Raw genomic sequence first — 16,177 nt, forward strand, 5'->3', positions numbered from 1 at the left:
CGTGCCTGTCGCCTTCGACCCCGCCGAGAAGTTCGCCGATTATGCCGCGCCCGAACGGCTCGTGAGCACCGGATGGCTCGCCGAGCATCTCGGAGACCCGGGGCTTGTCGTCGTCGAGTCCGACGAGGACGTGCTCCTGTACGAGACCGGGCACATCCCCGGGGCGGTGAAAGTCGACTGGCACACCGAACTGAACGACCCGGTGGTGCGCGACTACCTCGATGGTGACGGATTCGCCCGGCTCATGCGCCGCAAGGGGATCTCCCGCGACGACACCGTGATCCTCTACGGCGACAAGAGCAACTGGTGGGCGGCGTACGCCCTGTGGGTCTTCTCCTTGTTCGGGCACGCCGACGTACGTCTGCTCGACGGCGGACGGGATCTGTGGATCGCAGAAGGCCGCCCCCTGAGCACCGACCGTCCGGCACGGGGCGCGACCGCGTACCCGGTGGTCGAGCGCGACGATTCGCTGCTACGCGCCTACCGCGACGACGTGCTCGCACACCTCGGCAACCCGCTGATCGATGTGCGCTCCCCCGAGGAGTACGACGGCACGAGGACCTCCGCGCCGTCCTACCCGGAGGAGGGCGCGCTACGCGCGGGGCACATCCCCACGGCCCACAACGTGCCCTGGGCGCGGGCCGCCGCTGCGGACGGCACGTTCCGGCCCCGTGCCGAGCTCGAGGCGATCTACCGTGAGGAACTCGGACTCCACGACGAGGACCCGATCATCGCCTACTGCCGGATCGGAGAGCGCTCCAGCCACACGTGGTTCGTGCTCGCCCACCTGCTCGGGTTCCCCGACGTGCGGAACTACGACGGTTCCTGGACGGAGTGGGGCAGCGCGGTGCGGGTCCCGATCGTGGTGGGATCCGAGCCGGGTGGGGTCCCGGTCGTCCGATGAACGGCGCGGAACTGCCCCCGTCGCTCGAACGCATCCGGCAGGACTTCCTCGACCTCCCGGAGCCGGAACGTCTCGAGCTCCTTCTGGAGTTCTCCCACGAGCTTCCGGAGATGCCGACGCGGCTGGCCGACCACCCCGAATTGCAGGAACGGGTCGCCGAGTGCCAGTCACCGGTCTACATCGTCGTCGAGCTCGACGACGACGATGCGGTCGCGATGCATGCGACCGCTCCCGCGACGGCACCGACCACACGGGGCTTCGCCGGCATCCTCGTCGAGGGCCTGCGCGGGCTCACGGCGGAGCAGGCGCTGAGCGTCCCGGACGATTTCCCGCAGTCGATCGGCCTGACCCGCGCGGTCTCGCCGCTACGCATCGCCGGGATGACGGGGATGCTCGCACGCGCGAAGCGGCAGATCCGCGAGAGGCTCGCCACCCGTGCGTCGTGATCCGCGCGCGAGCACGATCACGGAGGTTCTCCCGCGCACCTTCGACGTGGTCGAGTCGGACTCCCCGGAGGCGTCGTCCTGGTTGGCCGAGCGCTACGGCGTCGACGGCGGGTTCGTCCGGTTGAACATGGTCACCACCGTCACCGGGTCCATCGCGGGTGAGGACGGGACAAGCGACACGATCAGCTCCCCCACCGACCGCCTCGTGCTGCGCGCGGTCCGCGCCGCCGCCGATGTGGTCGTCGTCGGTGCCGGCACCGCGAGGGCGGAGCGCTATGTCCTTCCTTCCCACGCGCGGTTGGCTGTCGTGACATCCTCGGGCGATCTCGACGGGGTTCACCTGCTGCGCGAGGGCCGGCCGCCGGCGATCGTGCTGTCCTCTTCCGCCCACGCGCCCCGCGTGCGCGAACGTCTCGGGGCCGCACCCGTCGAGCACCTCACCGTCCCCGGCTCCGGCGACCTCGAACCCGCGGCGATCATCGAAGCGCTCGTGCGCGCGGGGCTCGATCGCATCGTCTGCGAGGGCGGTCCGACCCTGGCCACCCGATTCCTGGAGACCGACGCGCTCGATGAGGTGTGTGTGACGATCGCCCCGGCCCTGACGCCACCGGGCACCCCCTTCGTGTCACCGTCGCGCACACGCGCCACCGACGTCGCCGGGATGCTGGTCGACGATCGGGGGTTCAGCTATCTGCGCCTGCGGGTGCGAGACCGTGGCGGCGCACCCACGAGGTGATCGCGCCGGTCCATCGTTCCTCGTCGTAGTTCCACAGCTTGGTGTGACGGGCCACGTCGAAGACCTCCAGCTCGACCAGGTCGGGACGCGCGACCAGCAGATCGTGCGAGGCGTCGGAGGGCACGAATCCGTCGTCGTCGCTGTGCAGGATCAGCATCGGGTGGCGCAACTCCCCCGCGCGGGAGACGACATCGAGACGATCGAACGGGATGGGGGCGCCGGCCCGTGTGAAGGCGGTGCCCCAGTCGGACCCGAGGGCGTCGATCGCCAGTCGCGTCACCGGGGCGGGAAGGCGCATGAGGCCGGCCTGATAGTCGAGCACGATGCGCCAGTCGACCACGGGAGACTCGAGGATGAGCCCGACGATGACGTCACGGTGGGCGGAGTTCAGCGCGAGCTGCAGCGCGATCGCGCCGCCCATCGACCACCCCATGACGATCACCCGCTTCGCTCCGCGCCGACGCGCGAACCCGATGGCCGCGTCGATGTCACGCCACTCCGTCGCACCCAGTGCATACGTCCCCGTCCGGCTCCGCGGCGCCTCCCCGTCGTTCCGATACGACACGAGCAGAGAGGTGATCCCGAGGGCGTGGAATGCGGGGACCGCACGCAATGCCTCGGATCGCGTCGCCCCACGCCCATGCACCTGCACCACCCACGTCGTCCCGTCACCGGCGGGGAACTGCCACGCCGGGCACGGCCCGACGGCGGAACCGATCAGTTCCGGTGTCCAGGGCAGGTGCACCTCATCGGGACGGCTGAAGTACCAGCCGCTGAAAGCCGCGTCGGGAGCCAGCTCCGCGTCTGATCCGACATGGGTGAGCAGCTTGCGGGTGACGGTCTCCTCGTCGGAGGAGAGCACCGTCCCGATCTTCACGTAACTCTCGGTCCCCGTGGTGAAAAGGCCGTAACGGCCGGGGAGGACCGTGTCCGGGGTCCGAGTGAGCGTGACCGTCTGCGCCTGGGTGTCCAGATCGAGCAACCGGGTGTCGGGCAACCGGCGCGCCGGCGTGATGACCTGTCTGGCCACCCGGAGGGAGATGAGTGACATCGCGGACACGACCAGGGCGAGCGCGGCACCGAGAGCGGTGACGGCGAAGCGGATGGCCGTGACGGGTGCGGGAGTGGCGCCGTTCTGCGCGGCGCGCCTGTGGGCGTGCATCGAGGCATCACTCTAGTCTGTCGACGTGGCTGTCACCCCTCCCCGCGCGCCGATGGCCTTCGCCTCCGCCGCCGAGCAGGTGCGGGCGATGACCTTCCGCGAAGACCTCACCGTGCACGAGATCCCCGCCCCGAGCGGTCTCGCCCCGGACGCTCTCGCGCTGGCCGGGGAGGTGCGTCCCGAGACCGACGACGCGGTGTCGGCTTTCGGCACCGGCCGCCTCATCCTCCTGCACGATCCGGCGGAACCGGCCGTGTGGAACGCCCCGTGGCGCATCGTGTGCTTCGCGCAAGCTCCGCTGGAGACCGAGATCGGTACGGATCCGCTCCTGGCCGATGTGGCGTGGTCGTGGCTGATGGAAGCCCTGGCCGCCCGCGGCGCGGCGCACCACTCGGCGTCCGGGACGGCGACGAAGACCCTGTCCAAAGGTTTCGGCACGCTCGCGGCCGAAGGCGACGGCGCGCAGATCGAACTGCGCGCCTCCTGGTCGCCGGAGGGACCCGTGACACCCCATGTGGAGGCATGGGGTGAGCTGACCTGCATGCTGGCCGGGCTGCCGCCCGGCTCCGAGGGAATAGCCGTCCTCGGCTCTCGAAGGAATCCCCGTGACTGAATACCCCGTCATCGCCGACCGCGATACCTTTCTCGCCGCGTGCGAGACCCTGGCCGGCGCGTCCGGACCCGTCGCCGTAGACGTCGAGCGCGCGTCCGGCTTCCGTTACTCCCAACGCGCCTACCTCATCCAGATCTTCCGCAGAGGTGCCGGCGTCTTCCTGTTCGACCCGCCCGCGATCGGAGACTTCGCACCGTTGCAGCAGGCCATCGGCGACACGGAGTGGGTGTTGCACGCCGCCAGTCAGGATCTGCCGTCCCTGCGTGAGCTCGACTTGGTCCCGCCTCGACTGTTCGACACCGAGCTGGCGGCCCGACTCCTGGGTCACGACCGCGTCGGGCTCGGGGCCGTCGTGGAGAACACCCTCGGCATCACCTTGGCCAAGGCCCACTCCGCGTCGGACTGGTCGCAGCGTCCTCTCCCCCAGTCCTGGTTGGAGTACGCCGCGCTCGATGTGGTGCACCTCATCGACGTGCGCGATGTCCTCGGCGGTCAGCTCGAGGAGCAGGAGAAGACCGACCTCGCCGCGGAGGAGTTCGCCGACGTCCGCGAGCGGCCGCCGAAGCCTCCCCGCGCGGAACCATGGCGCCGATTGAGCGGATTGCACGCCGTGCGGGGTCGGAAGGCCTTGGCGGTCGCGCGGGCACTGTGGACGGCGCGCGAGGAGTACGCCGAAGCCGAGGACACCGCTCCCGGGCGTCTGGTCCCCGACCGCGCACTCGTGGCCGCCGTCCTCGCGGACCCTCGCTCGAAACACGATCTCGCACAGGTGAAGGAGTTCACCGGTCGCGCCAGCCGCAGCGAGCTCGATCGCTGGTGGGAGGCCATCGAACGCGGACGAGCCGACACCGATCCGCCGCGCGAACGGGCGACCGGCGGCGACACCCTCCCTCCCCCGCGTGCCTGGGCCCAACGCAACCCCGAGGCGGACCTGCGTCTGAAGGCCGCGCGCCCCGTGGTCGAGGAGCTCGCCGAACAGTTGCGCATGCCCACGGAGAACCTCCTGACCCCCGACACCCTGCGACGCGTCGCGTGGAGCCCGCCGGATGACCTCGACGCCGGATCGATCGCCGAGGCATTGCGCTCCTGGGGAGCCCGCGAGTGGCAGATTGGGCGAACTGCACAGGCAATCGCTGATGCTTTTGTGTCTTCCGTGCAATCTGCCGAGAGCGCCTCCGAGGCCGATTCGTAGATTCGGACCAACCGATTCCGGGCCGATGGGGGCCCCTCCTAGGCTGGGATCAACCCCGAACTTTGGAGGCAGAGTGGCCGAGCTCTCGGACGTCTACTTCGTCGATGGAATGCGCACCCCCTTCGGGCGCGCCGGCGAAAAAGGCATGTACTGGAACACCCGATCGGATGATCTCGCCGTGAAGGCGACGATCGGGCTCATGGAGCGCAACGCGGACGTTCCCAAGGACCGCATCGACGATGTGGCCATCGCCGCGACGTCGCAGACGGGCGACCAGGGGCTCACCCTGGGGCGCAGCGTCGCGATCCTCGCGGGCCTGCCGCAGAGCGTTCCCGGATTCGCGATCGACCGCATGTGCGCGGGGGCGATGACGAGCGTGACGACGATGGCGGCATCGATCGGCGTCGGTATGTACGATCTCGCCCTCGCGGGCGGGGTCGAGCACATGGGCCATCACCCGATCGGCACCAACGCCGACCCGAATCCGCGCTTCGTCGCGGAGAAGATGGTCGACCCGGGCGCGCTGAACATGGGCGTCACGGCCGAGCGCATCTTCGACAGGTTCCCGCACCTCACCAAAGAACGCTCCGACCGGTTCGGCATGCTCAGCCAGCACAAGGCCCAAGCCGCCTATGACGCGGGCAAACTGCAGGCGGATCTGGTTCCCGTGGCCATCAAGGACGCCGAAGGCGCGTGGGGCCTGGCGACCGAGGACGAGGGGCGTCGTCCACAGACGACGATGGAAGACCTCGCCGGGCTGAAGACGCCGTTCCGTCCGCACGGCCGCGTGACGGCCGGGACCTCCTCGCCGCTGACGGACGGCGCGACCATGTCGCTCCTGGCCGGCGGCGGCGCCGTCAAGGAGCTGGGCCTGAGCCCCAAGATGCGCATGGTCTCCTTCGCCTTCGCGGGCGTCCAGCCCGAGATCATGGGGATCGGACCGATCCCCTCCACGGAGAAGGCCCTCGCCAAGGCGGGCCTGAGCATCGACGATATCGGCCTGTTCGAACTCAACGAGGCCTTCGCCGTCCAGGTCATCTCGCTCCTCGACCACTTCGGAATCGCCGATGACGATCCGCGCGTCAACCAGTGGGGCGGCGCGATCGCCCTGGGCCACCCGCTCGCGGCCTCCGGGGTGCGTCTGATGATCCAACTCGCGGCACAGTTCGCCGAGCGGCCCGACGTTCGGTACGGCCTGACGGCCATGTGCGTGGGATTGGGTCAGGGCGGCTCCGTGATCTGGGAGAACCCGCACTACGACGGCAAGAAGCGGAAGAAGTGAGCACCGAGATGACCGACTACGAACAGATCGACTTCACCCCGCTCCTCTCGCTCTCCGACGACGAGGTGGTCACCCACTCGCGAGTGCGGGACGTGACGTTGCCCTCCGGGGCGATCCTCGCCCTGATCACCCTCGACAACGGACGCGACCACACCCGTCCGAACACGCTCGGCCCGCGCACGCTGATCGAGCTGGGTGAGCGGCTCGACGAGCTGAAGACCCGGGCCGCGGCCGGCGAGATCGATGCCGTCGCGGTGACCGGCAAACAGTACATCCTCGCCGCCGGCGCCGATCTGTCCGACATCACCCTGGTCGGCTCGAAGGAGAACGCGCGCAAGGTCGCCCAGCTCGGCCACCACGTGCTGGGCAGACTCTCCGATCTGGGGGTGCCCACTTTCGCGTTCGTCAACGGGCTCGCGCTCGGCGGCGGGCTCGAGATCGCCCTGAACTCCACGTACCGCACGGTCGACGCGTCGGCGGCGGCCATCGCCCTCCCGGAGGTGTTCCTGGGCATCATCCCGGGTTGGGGCGGCGCCTACCTCCTGCCGAACCTCATCGGCATCGAGAACGCCCTCGAGGTGGTGATCTCGAACCCGCTGAAGCAGAACCGCATGCTCAAGCCCGCCCAGGCGTACGACCTCGGCATCGTCGACGCGATCTTCCCGGCCTCGAACTATCTCGAGGACTCCCTGCGCTGGGCGGACGGGGTCCTCAGCGGCGCCGTGAAGGTGGAACGCCGGAACGAGCCCGGACGCATCGAGCGCATGACGAAGTGGCCGATCGCCGTCAAGATGGCGCGCGGGATGCTCGAGTCGAAGATCGGCACGGTCCCGGCCGCGCCGTACGCGGCACTCGAGCTCCTGGACCGCGCCCGCAGCGGTACGCGTGAGGAAGGTTTCGCCCGCGAGGACGAGGCGCTCGCCGAGCTCGTGACCGGCGACCAGTTCGCCGCGTCGATGTACGCCTTCGATCTCGTGCAGAAGCGCGCGAAGCGACCCGTCGGTGCACCCGACAAGGCGTTGGCCAAGAAGGTCACGAAGGTCGGGGTCATCGGCGCGGGCCTGATGGCCAGTCAGTTCGCCCTGCTGTTCGTGCGGAAGCTCCAGGTCCCGGTGCTGATCACCGACCTCGACCAGGCCCGCGTCGACAAGGGCATCGCCTACATCCACGAAGAGATCGGCAAGCTCGAAGCCAAGGGGCGTCTCGATGCGGACGCCGCCAACCGGCTCCGCGCGCTCGTCCACGGCACGGTCGACAAGTCCGAATATGCGGACTGCGACTTCGTCATCGAAGCCGTCTTCGAGGAAGTGGGTGTCAAGCAACAGGTCTTCGGCGAGATCGAGAAGATCGTCGCTCCTGATGCGATCCTCGCGACCAACACCTCCTCGCTCTCGGTCGAAGAGATCGGTTCGACGCTGGATCACCCCGAACGTCTCGTGGGTTTCCACTTCTTCAACCCCGTCGCGGTCATGCCCCTCATCGAGATCGTCAAGACGCCGAAGACGTCCGACGACGCACTCTCGACCGCCTTCGTCGTTGCGAAGGGGCTGGGAAAGAACGCCGTGCTAACCGCCGACGCGCCGGGATTCGTCGTGAACCGGCTGCTGGCGAAGGTCATGGGCGAAGCCGCCCGTGCCGTGTACGAGGGAACCCCGCTGCTCACGGTGGAAAAGGCGTTCCAGCCGCTCGGGCTGCCGATGACGCCGTTCCAGCTGATCGACCTGGTCGGGTGGAAGGTCGCGGCGCACGTGCAGGACACCATGGCCGCTGCCTTCCCCGAGCGATTCTTCGCATCGGAGAACTTCCACCGGCTCGCCGAGCTGGACCGCGTGGTCGAAAAGGACAAGTCGGGGCGGGTGACCGGGTGGACCAAGGGTGCCGAGAAGGTGCTCAAGGGCGCCGTGGGCGACACACCGGCCTCCGAATCCGACATCCTGCGCCGGGTGCAGGACGGTCTGGCACAGGAGATCCACGTCATGCTCGAAGAGGACGTGGTCCCCGCGGTCGAAGACATCGACCTGTGCCTGATCCTCGGCGCCGGTTGGCCTTTCATCGACGGCGGCGCATCGCCCTACCTCGACCGCGAGGGGGCGTCCGAGCGCGTCTTCGGTGACACCTTCCACCACCCGGTGATCGTCGGCATCGGGGAGTGAGCCCGCGCACGTCGTGACGAAGCCGTCGGCCTCCGGGCCGACGGCTTCGTGCGTCAGTCCTCGTCGCGGCGGTGAGCGAGATCGTCGAGGTCCTCGTCGACCGGCATCGCCGCACCGCGCGCAATCGGCAACCGGATCCCCAGCACCTGGGCGACGACGTCCTGGGCGATCTTCGCCGCCGTCAGACCGGCATCGGCCAGGATCTCGTCGCGGGAGGCATGCTCGATGAACTCGTCCGGCACGCCGAGTTCGTCCACCGCCGTGTCGACCCCCGCCTCGCGGAGCACCTGGCGGACGCGGGTCCCCACCCCGCCGACACGGATACCGTCCTCGATGGTGATCACCAGGCGATGCTCGGCGGCGAGTTCGATGACGGAGGGTTGCACCGGCACGACCCAACGTGGATCGATCACCGTCGAACCGATGCCCTGCGCGCGCAGGCGTTCGGCGACGTCGACGGCCACATGCGCCATCGGCCCGATCCCCACGAGAAGCACATCGGGATCGTCCATCCTCGCGAGCACGTCGACGCCGTCGTGCAACCGCTCGAGGGCGGGGAGTTCCTCGGCGACGGTCCCCTTCGGGAACCGGACCACGGTGGGCGCATCGCCCACCGCGACAGCCTCCCGGAACTCTTCACGTAGCCGCTGCGCGTCGCGCGGCGCGGCGATGCGGATATGCGGCACGATCTGGAGCATCGCGAGGTCCCAGATGCCGTGATGGCTCGGCCCGTCGGGCCCAGTGACCCCGGCACGGTCCAGGACGAACGTGACCCCGGCCCGGTGCAGGCCGACATCGAGGAGAACCTGGTCGAAGGCGCGGTTCATGAACGTGGCGTAGATCGCCACGACGGGATGCAATCCTCCGAATGCCAGACCGGCGGCGGAGGCGACGGCGTGTTGCTCGGCGATTCCCACATCCTGGACGCGGTCGGGGAAGCGCTGCGCGAACGGCAGCAGTCCCGTCGGCCGCAACATCGCCGCGGTGATCGCGATGACGTCGTCACGCTGCTCCCCCACCGCCACCAGCTCGCGCGAGAAGACATCCGTCCACGACCCGCCGGTGCCGCCGCCGAGCGTGGCGCCCGTGACGGGATCGATCTTGCCGACCGCATGGAACTGGTCGGCTTCGTCTTCGACCGCCGGGCGGAATCCTCGCCCCTTCTCCGTGATCGCATGGACGATCACGGGCGCGCCGACGCCCTTGGCCAGTCGAAGCGTCTCCAGCAGAGCGTCGATGTCGTGCCCGTCGACCGGGCCGAGGTATTTGATGTCGAGGTTCGAGTACAACGCCTCGTTGTTGACGAAGCGCGACAGGAAACCGCGCGTACCACCCCGGACCCCCCGATACATCGCGCGTGCGGCGGGACCGAGCCGTCCGAACAGGCTCGCCGAACCGTGGCGCAGCGACCGGTACGCGTCGGCGGTCCGCACCTTGTTCAGGTAGCGCGCCATACCGCCGATCGTGGGGGCGTAGGAGCGACCGTTGTCGTTGACCACGATGATCAGGCGCCGATCGTTGTCGTCGGAGATGTTGTTCAGCGCCTCCCAGGTCATCCCACCCGTGAGCGACCCGTCCCCGACGACGGCCACGACGTGTCGGTCTCCGCGACCGGTGCGCGTCAGTGCGCGGGAGATCCCGTCCGCCCAGCTCAGCGAGCTGGACGCGTGCGAGGACTCGACCACGTCGTGATCGCTCTCGGTCCGTTGCGGGTAGCCGGCAAGCCCGCCGCGCGAGCGTAGGTCGTCGAAGTCCTGGCGTCCCGTGAGGAGCTTGTGGACATAGGACTGGTGGCCGGTGTCGAACACGAACGGGTCGGTGGGTGAGTCGAAGACGCGGTGCAACGCGATCGTCAACTCGACGACGCCGAGGTTCGGGCCCAGGTGGCCGCCGGTGCGCGAGACGTTCTCGATGAGGAACGTCCTCACTTCGTCGGCGAGCCGGCGCAGTTCGTCCGGGGTCAACGCGTCCAGATCGCGCGGGCCCGTGATGGAGGGGAGGATCGCCATCGGGGCTCCCTTCGTCATCGTCCTTGGCCCCGCCACGTCGGTTCGAGACGCCTGGCGGTCAGTCTATCGGCGAAGCCGTTCGGAAGGGCGGAAGGCCCCGTCTCCGCAGAGACGAGGCCTTCCGAGGGGTGCGGACGCGGGTCAGACCAGCGAACGCAGGACGTACTGGAGGATGCCGCCGTTGCGGTAGTAATCGGCCTCTCCCGGGGTGTCGATGCGCACGGTGGCGTCGAACTCGATCGTCTTCGCGCCCTCCGCCGAGAACTCGCTCGGCTCTGCGGTGACCCGCACCGTCTTCGGGGTGACGCCCTCGTTGAGCTTGTCCAGTCCGGTGATCGAGATGATCTCCGTTCCGTCGAGTCCGAGCGACTCCCAGCTCTCCCCTTCAGGGAACTGCAGCGGGACGACACCCATCCCGATGAGGTTCGAGCGGTGGATCCGCTCGAAGCTCTCGGTGATGACCGCCTTCACGCCGAGCAGGCTGGTCCCCTTCGCGGCCCAGTCACGGGACGAACCCGAGCCATACTCCTTGCCGCCCAGGACGACCAGCGGCGTGCCCTGCTCCTGGTAGTTCACGCACGCGTCGTAGATGTACGACTGCGGGCCACCGGGCTGCGTGAAGTCGCGGGTGTAGCCACCCTCCACGATCTTGCCGTCGTTGACGGAGGCCACCAGCGAGTTCTTCAGGCGGATGTTCGCGAACGTGCCGCGGATCATCACCTCGTGGTTGCCCCGACGCGAGCCGTAGGAGTTGAAGTCCTTGCGCTCGATTCCGTGCTCGGTGAGGTACTGCGCGGCCGGGGTGCCGGGCTTGATGTTGCCGGCGGGGCTGATGTGGTCGGTGGTCACCGAATCCCCCAGCGTGGCCATCACACGCGCGCCGGTGATGTCGGTCACGGGGGCCGGGTCGATCGACATGCCGTCGAAGTACGGCGCCTTGCGCACGTAGGTCGAATCGTCGGCCCACTCGAAGGTCGGGCCGCTGGGCGTCGGCAGGCTCTTCCAGCGCTCGTCACCCTCGAACACGGTGGCGTACTGCTTGATGAACTGCTCACGGGAGATCGAGGAGTCGATGACCTCCTGGACCTCCTCCGGTGCCGGCCAGATGTCGGCGAGGAAGACGTCGCGGCCCTGGTCGTCCTTACCCAGCGGGTCGGTCTCGAAGTCGAAGTTCATCGATCCGGCGAGGGCGTAGGCCACCACCAGAGGCGGCGACGCGAGATAGTTCATCTTCACGTCGGGGCTGATGCGGCCTTCGAAGTTGCGGTTGCCCGACAGAACCGCGGTGACGGCCAGGTCGTTGTCGTTGATCGCCGCCGAGACCTCTTCGATGAGCGGTCCGGAGTTGCCGATGCAGACGGTGCAGCCGTAGCCGACGGTGTAGAAGCCCAGTCCCTCCAGCGCCTTGTCCAAGCCCGACTTCTCGTAGTAGTCGGTCACGACCTTCGACCCGGGTCCGAGCGTCGTCTTGACCCACGGCTTGGTCTTCAGCCCCTTCTCGAGCGCCTTCTTCGCCAACAGGCCCGCGGCCATCATGACGGACGGGTTCGAGGTGTTGGTGCACGAGGTGATCGCCGCGAGGGCGACGGAGCCGTGGTCCAGCGTGAACGACGCCCCGTCGGCGGTGGTGACCGGCGACGGCTTGGACACGGCCTTCGGAGCGTGCGAGTGGTGGTGGTGCTCGTGGTGGCTGTCCGCGTCCTCGGGGCTGAGCCCGGGCGGGTCCGATGCCGGGAAGGACTCCGAGACGGTCAGGTCGACGAGGTCGTGATCGATGTCGGCATAGTCCACCACGTCCTTCTCGAACTGCTCCTTGGCCTCCGCCAACAGGATCCGATCCTGCGGACGCTTCGGCCCGGCGATCGAGGGGACGACCGTGGACAGATCGAGCTCCATGTACTCACTGAAGGTCGGCTCGTTGGCGGGGTCGTGCCAGAGCTTCTGCTCCTTCGCGTACTGCTCGACGAGGGCGACCGTCTGCTCGTCGCGCCCGGTCAGGCGGAGGTAGTCGAGAGTGACGTCGTCGACCGGGAACATGGCCGCGGTCGATCCGAACTCAGGGCTCATGTTCCCGATGGTGGCGCGGTTGGCCAACGGCACGGACCCGACGCCCTCGCCGTAGAACTCGACGAACTTGCCGACCACGCCGTGCTGGCGGAGCATGTCGGTGATCGTGAGGACCACGTCGGTCGCGGTGACCCCGGCGGGGATCTCCCCGGTGAGCTTGAAGCCGACCACGCGCGGGATGAGCATCGACACCGGCTGGCCGAGCATCGCGGCCTCGGCCTCGATGCCGCCGACGCCCCACCCGAGCACACCCAGCCCGTTGACCATGGTGGTGTGCGAATCGGTGCCGACGCAGGTGTCGGGGTAGGCGCGGAGGACGCCGTCGACCGAGCGGTCGTAGATCACCTTGGCGAGGTGCTCGATGTTGACCTGGTGGACGATGCCGGTCCCGGGCGGGACGACCTTGAAGTCGTCGAAGGCCGTCTGCCCCCAGCGGAGGAACTGGTATCGCTCGCCGTTGCGCTGGTACTCGATTTCGACGTTGCGCTCGAGGGCGTTCTCTGAGCCGAAGAGGTCGGCGATGACGGAGTGGTCGATGACCAACTCGGCCGGGGAGAGCGGGTTGATCTTGTTCGGGTCTCCGCCGAGCGCGGTGACCGCCTCGCGCATCGTCGCGAGATCGACGATGCAGGGCACGCCGGTGAAGTCCTGCATGACCACGCGCGCGGGGGTGAACTGGATCTCGGTGTCGGGCTCGGCCGCCGCGTCCCACCCGCCGAGGGCCTCGATCTGCGCCTTGGTGACGTTGGCGCCGTCCTCGGTGCGGAGCAGATTCTCGAGCAGCACCTTCAGGCTGAACGGAAGCTTCTCGTACCCCGGAACGGTGTCGATGCGGAAGATCTCGTAGTCGGTGCTGCCGACCGTCAGGGTGCTCTTGGCACCGAAGCTGTCAACTGTGGACACGTCCGTCTCCTTCGTCGCCGGCGGGCCCCCAGCATGGGACCGGCTTCCCCATCTTCACCCTTCCCCGTGGCCGGTGACCAGCAAGGCAGACCTAACTGCGGGCGATGGATTTATCTCGATGTCAAGATAAATCCTATCACTCCACCGGGCGCGGATAGAGTGCGCGTACGGCGAGCCACGTCACCGCCAGCATCGGAGCGAACAGCGGCAGGCCCATCACCAGCTTGAGCGTGCCCAGGGCCGTGACATCGCCGGCGAAGTAGAGCGGCAGCTGCACGATCAGGCGGGCCGCGAACAGCGCCGCCCACGCCAGCGCGAGCCAGAAGTACACGCGACGTTTCCGGCGATCGGACCGCCACGCCGTCCCCTCGCCCATGAGGAACCCGGCGGCCAGCCCGATGAGGGACCATCCCGTCAGTGCGGAGACCAGCAGCGCCGTCCCGTACACCGCGTTCGTGATGAACCCCGGCACGAAATTATTGCTCGCGTCTCCGGTGAGCAGGGCGAACCCGGCGGCGACGACCGCCGCCACGAGGCCGCCGACCGCGGCGGTCACCGGTTGCCGGGTGATCAGGCGCACGAGGGTGAACGCGCCCGCCACGGCCACGGAGAGGGTCAGCGAGAGCCACAGGTCCCCATCACCGGTACCCGGGTCGATCGTGACGGTGAACACCACGATGAACACCAAGCCCGGCAGGACCGACTCCAGCACGCCTCGGAAACCGCCCATCGAGCGCCACACGACGTGGCCGGTGCTCGCCTGTTCGGAAGGGTCGATACCCGCGCGCCGTGCCGCCTGGCCCAGAGCGGCGCCGATCGCCTCGGACGCCGACGGCTCCTGCACCCGCTCGTCGTCGGGCTCGAGCGGGCGGTCGCGTTCGTCGGTCACGCGGAACCCGGCGTGGCCGGCATCTTCAGCGGGATCAAATCGCGCGGCGGCATCGGCGACCCGCCGCGGACCACGACGATCGAGCGGAACAGATCCTCCACCTTCGCGGCGGCGTCGGCGTCGGAGGCACCCGCTCCACCGATGACACCGCGCAGGAACCAGCGCGGCCCGTCGACGCCGATGAAACGTGCGAGGCGCTTGCCCGTCGAGCCGTCCGCCGCCGCGACGGGGACCTCCGCGAGCAGCTCGGGGCCGATCGGTCCCTCGCGCTCCTCGACGCGGCCCCCTTGCGTGCGCACCTGTTCCCGGATCTGCTCGCGCGTCTCCTCCCAGAGACCGCTCGAGCGCGGTGCGGCGAACGGTTGCACCTGGAGGGTCGACTCGGCGTAGTCCAGCCCGACGGCGACGATCCGCTTGGTCTGTTCCTCCACCTCCAGTCGGAGGTTGAGCCCTTCCCGCGGAAGGATCTTGATCCCGCCGAGGTCGATGTAGGGGCGGACGGGGTTCGCCTCGCTGTCGTCGAACGGGCCCGTGGTCGCCCGATCTGCGGGGGTGGCGTCGGTCATGAGGATGCTCCGTCCTTGTGGTAGCCGGTCGAGCCGAATCCGCCGGCACCGCGTGCGCTGTCGGGGAGCTCGTCGACCGGGAGGAATCGTACCGGCGGGACCGGCATCACGATCATCTGGGCGATGCGGTCCCCCGCACGGATGTCGTACGCGTCGCGGGGATCGGTGTTCAGGAGCGCGACCTTCACCTCGCCGCGGTAGCCGGCATCGATGGTGCCGGGTGCGTTGAGGACGGTGATGCCGTGCTTGGCGGCCAGACCGCTGCGCGGGACGACGAACGCGACGTGCGCGTCCGGCAGCGCGATGCGGACCCCCGTCCCCACCAACGCGCGGGCCCCCGGTTCGAGACGCACGTCCTCGGCGGCGACGAGGTCCGCACCGGCATCGCCGGGATGTGCGAACAACGGGGCCTCACGGGCCATAATGAGGACATCCACCGATTCGGTCACGCAACGAGGGTAATGCAGAACACAGAGGTCGACGACGGCGGTCGGGGCACCGTGCGGTATCGCGAACGATTGAGCCCCTCGCTGTGGGGTCTGGTCGCCGCGGCACTCGCGGGACCCATGGTCGCGCTGGTGATCACGCCGATCGACACCACCGTTGCCCTGGGGCTGGGTGCCGTGGTCGGCATCGGGCTCATCGCCGCATGGATCGCGGCGTCTCCGCGGATCGGCGTGATCGGGTCAGAACTGCGTGTCGGCAGAGCACACATCGACGCGGTCCACCTCGGCGATCCGGTCGTGCTGTCGGGTGAAGACGCGCGCCACGCGCGCGGACCCGGACTGCATCCCCGCGCGTGGCATCTCCTTCGCGGCGGCATAGACGGGGTCGTCGTGATCCCGGTGGAGGACCCCGACGACCCGGTTCCTGCCTGGTATGTCTCCTCGCGCACGCCGGACCGGCTCGCGGCGGCCGTGCGCAGGGCTACTCAGGAGGCGTCGCACTCCCGACAGCTGAGGTGACCGTCGGCGCCGAGAACCGCCTGCGAACGGTGCTTGACCAGGAAGCAGTCCATGCAGGTGAACTCGTCCTGCTGCGGCGGGAGCACGACGACGTCGAGCTCGAGGTCGGACAGGTCCGCACCGGGCAGCTCGAAGCCCGAGGGGTTGTCCGCGTCCTCCACGTCGACAGAGCCGGATGCCTTGTCGGGAACGCGTTCCTTGAGCGCTTCGATCGACTCGCTCTCGTCCTCGGACTTGCGCGGAGCGTCGTAATCAGTAGCCATTCGTGCGGGTCTCTACTTCCCAGAAGT

At 68.7% G+C, this 16,177-nt stretch carries 15 protein-coding genes; 8 read left to right on the plus strand and 7 right to left on the minus strand.

Features of this window, described 5'->3' with window-relative positions:
- The first annotated feature begins 1 nt into the window (after window position 1).
- Genes ABD204_RS11145 through ABD204_RS11155 form a run of 3 tightly spaced genes read left to right on the plus strand, consistent with a single transcriptional unit; the run spans window position 2 to window position 2,086 of the window.
- Window positions 2–904 carry a sulfurtransferase gene (locus ABD204_RS11145; protein WP_322597615.1) on the plus strand — a complete coding sequence of 301 codons (903 nt, stop codon included), beginning with the start codon at window positions 2–4 and terminating at the stop codon, window positions 902–904.
- Window positions 901–1,350: a SufE family protein gene (locus ABD204_RS11150; RefSeq protein WP_194424796.1), complete on the plus strand. Its 450-nt coding sequence runs from the start codon at window positions 901–903 to the stop codon at window positions 1,348–1,350. The genes ABD204_RS11145 and ABD204_RS11150 overlap by 4 nt, the downstream gene beginning before the upstream one ends.
- Window positions 1,340–2,086 (plus strand): dihydrofolate reductase family protein, encoded by a 747-nt coding sequence (locus ABD204_RS11155; RefSeq protein WP_194424795.1) that lies wholly within the window; start codon window positions 1,340–1,342, stop codon window positions 2,084–2,086. The genes ABD204_RS11150 and ABD204_RS11155 overlap by 11 nt, the downstream gene beginning before the upstream one ends.
- Here ABD204_RS11155 and ABD204_RS11160 read toward each other — a convergent pair.
- The gene (locus ABD204_RS11160; protein WP_194424794.1) at window positions 2,034–3,248 is read right to left on the minus strand and encodes an alpha/beta hydrolase family protein; all 1,215 of its coding nucleotides are present in this window, start codon (window positions 3,246–3,248) and stop codon (window positions 2,034–2,036) included. The genes ABD204_RS11155 and ABD204_RS11160 overlap by 53 nt on opposite strands.
- A gap of 52 nt (window positions 3,249–3,300) precedes the next feature.
- On the opposite strand from ABD204_RS11160, the gene ABD204_RS11165 reads away from it, so the two are divergent.
- The 4 genes from ABD204_RS11165 to ABD204_RS11180 all read left to right on the plus strand — a co-directional run bounded on the left by ABD204_RS11165 (window position 3,301) and on the right by ABD204_RS11180 (window position 8,488).
- Window positions 3,301–3,861, plus strand: coding sequence for a DUF3000 domain-containing protein (locus ABD204_RS11165; protein WP_194425026.1), 561 nt, complete (start codon window positions 3,301–3,303; stop codon window positions 3,859–3,861).
- Window positions 3,854–5,053, plus strand: a complete 1,200-nt coding sequence (locus tag ABD204_RS11170; protein ID WP_194424793.1) for a ribonuclease D — start codon at window positions 3,854–3,856, stop codon at window positions 5,051–5,053. The genes ABD204_RS11165 and ABD204_RS11170 overlap by 8 nt, the downstream gene beginning before the upstream one ends.
- A 73-nt stretch (window positions 5,054–5,126) precedes the next feature.
- Entirely contained in the window at window positions 5,127–6,335 is a 1,209-nt protein-coding gene (locus ABD204_RS11175) for a thiolase family protein (protein WP_194424792.1), read from the plus strand.
- Between the two features lie 8 nt (window positions 6,336–6,343).
- Window positions 6,344–8,488, plus strand: coding sequence for a 3-hydroxyacyl-CoA dehydrogenase NAD-binding domain-containing protein (locus tag ABD204_RS11180; protein WP_194425025.1), 2,145 nt, complete (start codon window positions 6,344–6,346; stop codon window positions 8,486–8,488).
- Window positions 8,489–8,541: 53 nt separating this feature from the next.
- On the opposite strand, the gene dxs is transcribed toward ABD204_RS11180, so the two are convergent.
- The 5 genes from dxs to dut all read right to left on the minus strand — a co-directional run bounded on the left by dxs (window position 8,542) and on the right by dut (window position 15,371).
- Complete coding sequence (gene dxs, locus ABD204_RS11185; RefSeq protein ID WP_194424791.1) at window positions 8,542–10,497, minus strand: 1-deoxy-D-xylulose-5-phosphate synthase; 1,956 nt, start codon at window positions 10,495–10,497, stop codon at window positions 8,542–8,544.
- A gap of 141 nt (window positions 10,498–10,638) precedes the next feature.
- Window positions 10,639–13,467 (minus strand): aconitate hydratase AcnA, encoded by a 2,829-nt coding sequence (acnA, locus tag ABD204_RS11190; RefSeq protein WP_194424790.1) that lies wholly within the window; start codon window positions 13,465–13,467, stop codon window positions 10,639–10,641.
- Window positions 13,468–13,603: 136 nt separating this feature from the next.
- Complete coding sequence (locus ABD204_RS11195) at window positions 13,604–14,356, minus strand: DUF3159 domain-containing protein (RefSeq protein WP_194424789.1); 753 nt, start codon at window positions 14,354–14,356, stop codon at window positions 13,604–13,606.
- The gene (locus ABD204_RS11200) at window positions 14,353–14,922 is read right to left on the minus strand and encodes a DUF3710 domain-containing protein (protein ID WP_194424788.1); all 570 of its coding nucleotides are present in this window, start codon (window positions 14,920–14,922) and stop codon (window positions 14,353–14,355) included. Before ABD204_RS11200 ends, ABD204_RS11195 begins: the two co-directional genes overlap by 4 nt.
- On the minus strand, window positions 14,919–15,371 hold the full coding sequence (gene dut, locus ABD204_RS11205; protein ID WP_194424787.1) for a dUTP diphosphatase: 453 nt from the start codon (window positions 15,369–15,371) through the stop codon (window positions 14,919–14,921). The genes ABD204_RS11200 and dut overlap by 4 nt, the downstream gene beginning before the upstream one ends.
- Window positions 15,372–15,383: 12 nt before the next feature.
- On the opposite strand from dut, the gene ABD204_RS11210 reads away from it, so the two are divergent.
- Entirely contained in the window at window positions 15,384–15,887 is a 504-nt protein-coding gene (locus ABD204_RS11210; protein ID WP_194424786.1) for a DUF3093 domain-containing protein, read from the plus strand.
- On the opposite strand, the gene ABD204_RS11215 is transcribed toward ABD204_RS11210, so the two are convergent.
- Window positions 15,854–16,150, minus strand: a complete 297-nt coding sequence (locus ABD204_RS11215) for a DUF4193 domain-containing protein (RefSeq protein WP_194424785.1) — start codon at window positions 16,148–16,150, stop codon at window positions 15,854–15,856. The two genes, ABD204_RS11210 and ABD204_RS11215, sit on opposite strands and share 34 nt — an antisense overlap.
- Between the last annotated feature and the right edge of the window lie 27 nt (window positions 16,151–16,177).

This window comes from Microbacterium aquimaris (genome assembly GCF_039531285.1).
GTDB lineage: Bacteria > Actinomycetota > Actinomycetes > Actinomycetales > Microbacteriaceae > Microbacterium > Microbacterium aquimaris.

Coding starts and splice junctions, on each gene's coding strand:
- ABD204_RS11180 (WP_194425025.1), top strand. CDS start 6,344: ATGACCGACTACGAACAGATCGACTTCACCCCGCTCCTCTCGCTCTCC.
- ABD204_RS11165 (WP_194425026.1), top strand. CDS start 3,301: ATGGCCTTCGCCTCCGCCGCCGAGCAGGTGCGGGCGATGACCTTCCGC.
- ABD204_RS11160 (WP_194424794.1), bottom strand. CDS start 3,248: ATGCACGCCCACAGGCGCGCCGCGCAGAACGGCGCCACTCCCGCACCC.
- ABD204_RS11150 (WP_194424796.1), top strand. CDS start 901: ATGAACGGCGCGGAACTGCCCCCGTCGCTCGAACGCATCCGGCAGGAC.
- ABD204_RS11200 (WP_194424788.1), bottom strand. CDS start 14,922: ATGACCGACGCCACCCCCGCAGATCGGGCGACCACGGGCCCGTTCGAC.
- ABD204_RS11215 (WP_194424785.1), bottom strand. CDS start 16,150: ATGGCTACTGATTACGACGCTCCGCGCAAGTCCGAGGACGAGAGCGAG.
- dxs (WP_194424791.1), bottom strand. CDS start 10,497: ATGGCGATCCTCCCCTCCATCACGGGCCCGCGCGATCTGGACGCGTTG.
- ABD204_RS11210 (WP_194424786.1), top strand. CDS start 15,384: ATGCAGAACACAGAGGTCGACGACGGCGGTCGGGGCACCGTGCGGTAT.